Source organism: Mycolicibacterium vaccae NBRC 14118 = CIP 105934, from assembly GCF_001552715.1.
Classification (GTDB): Bacteria; Actinomycetota; Actinomycetes; order Mycobacteriales; family Mycobacteriaceae; genus Mycobacterium; species Mycobacterium vaccae.
Genome location: NZ_BCRS01000352.1, coordinates 1 through 1021 on the forward strand (window position 1 = coordinate 1; position 1021 = coordinate 1021).

2 protein-coding genes are annotated in these 1021 nt (G+C 73.3%); both read left to right on the forward strand.

Annotated features, from left to right (window positions below; translation table 11 throughout):
• The coding region (locus MVA01S_RS29955; RefSeq protein WP_169801794.1) for an NlpC/P60 family protein at positions 1-459 on the forward strand (459 nt) is incomplete at its 5' end.
• 52 nt (positions 460-511) lie between these two features.
• Positions 512-1021, forward strand: a 510-nt coding sequence (locus tag MVA01S_RS29960) for a peptidase (protein WP_306307765.1), incomplete at its 3' end; no start/stop codon positions are given.

Here is a 1021-nt window from a genome sequence, read left to right on the forward strand (position 1 = left end):
CCTCCGCCGGTGCCCGCCGCCGCGCCCGTGCCGCCGGGCCAGGACCCGGCCGTGTTGGCTGCGCCTCCGGTCCCCGGGGCCATCCCGCCCGGTGACGTCGCGCAGCCCGGATCGCCCGCGTCCACCACGGTCATCCAGGCCGCGCTGAGCCGCATCGGGTCGCCCTACTCGTGGGGCGGCTCCGGCCCCAGCGCGTTCGACTGCTCCGGCCTGGTCATGTGGTCGTTCCAGCAGGCCGGCATCTCGCTGCCGCATTCCAGCCAGGCGCTGGCCCGCGGCGGACAGCCGGTGTCCCGGGAGCAAATGCAGCCGGGCGACCTGGTCACCTATTACTCCGATGCGTCGCATGTCGGTATCTACATCGGCGACGGAATGATGGTGCACGCCTCCACCTACGGCACACCGGTGCGGGTCGCGCCGGTGGACAATGCGCCGATCTACAACGTCCGCCGGTACTGACACGTCCGCCCGTTCCGGGACGTCCGCCGGCACCCGCCGCAAGGTGGGTGCGGTGCTGGGCGCGGAACTGGTCTGCGCGGTACTGCTGGTGAGCAACCCGACTGCGGTCCCGGCCGGTCCGCAGGTAGCCGCCCCGGTGTCGTATACGCAGTCGGCCTCGCCGGCCCCGCTCACCGTGGAGACCCCCGACGGTCGCACCGCCCAGCTCGTCGACCTCGGCGCCCCGGGCGGCACCGCGCTGCTGGAGCGCATCGCCGGTGAGTTGCCCGCCGCCACCGAAGCGGTCACCGCGTTCTGGGGTCCGCACTGGCGTCGCGACATCTCCGTGGTCGTCGCCGGGTCGGCCGAGCAGTTCGCGGTCCTGGCCGGCGGCGGCGCCGACGTCGCGGCCACCGCCACCCCCGAACGCATCATGTTCTCCCCGAACGCGGGCACGATGACCGACACCGATCTGCGGACCGTGTTGCGCCACGAGCTCTTTCACTACGCGGCCCGGCCCGACACCGCCGCCGATGCGCCGGTGTGGCTCACCGAGGGAGTCGCCGACTACGTCGGACGTCCA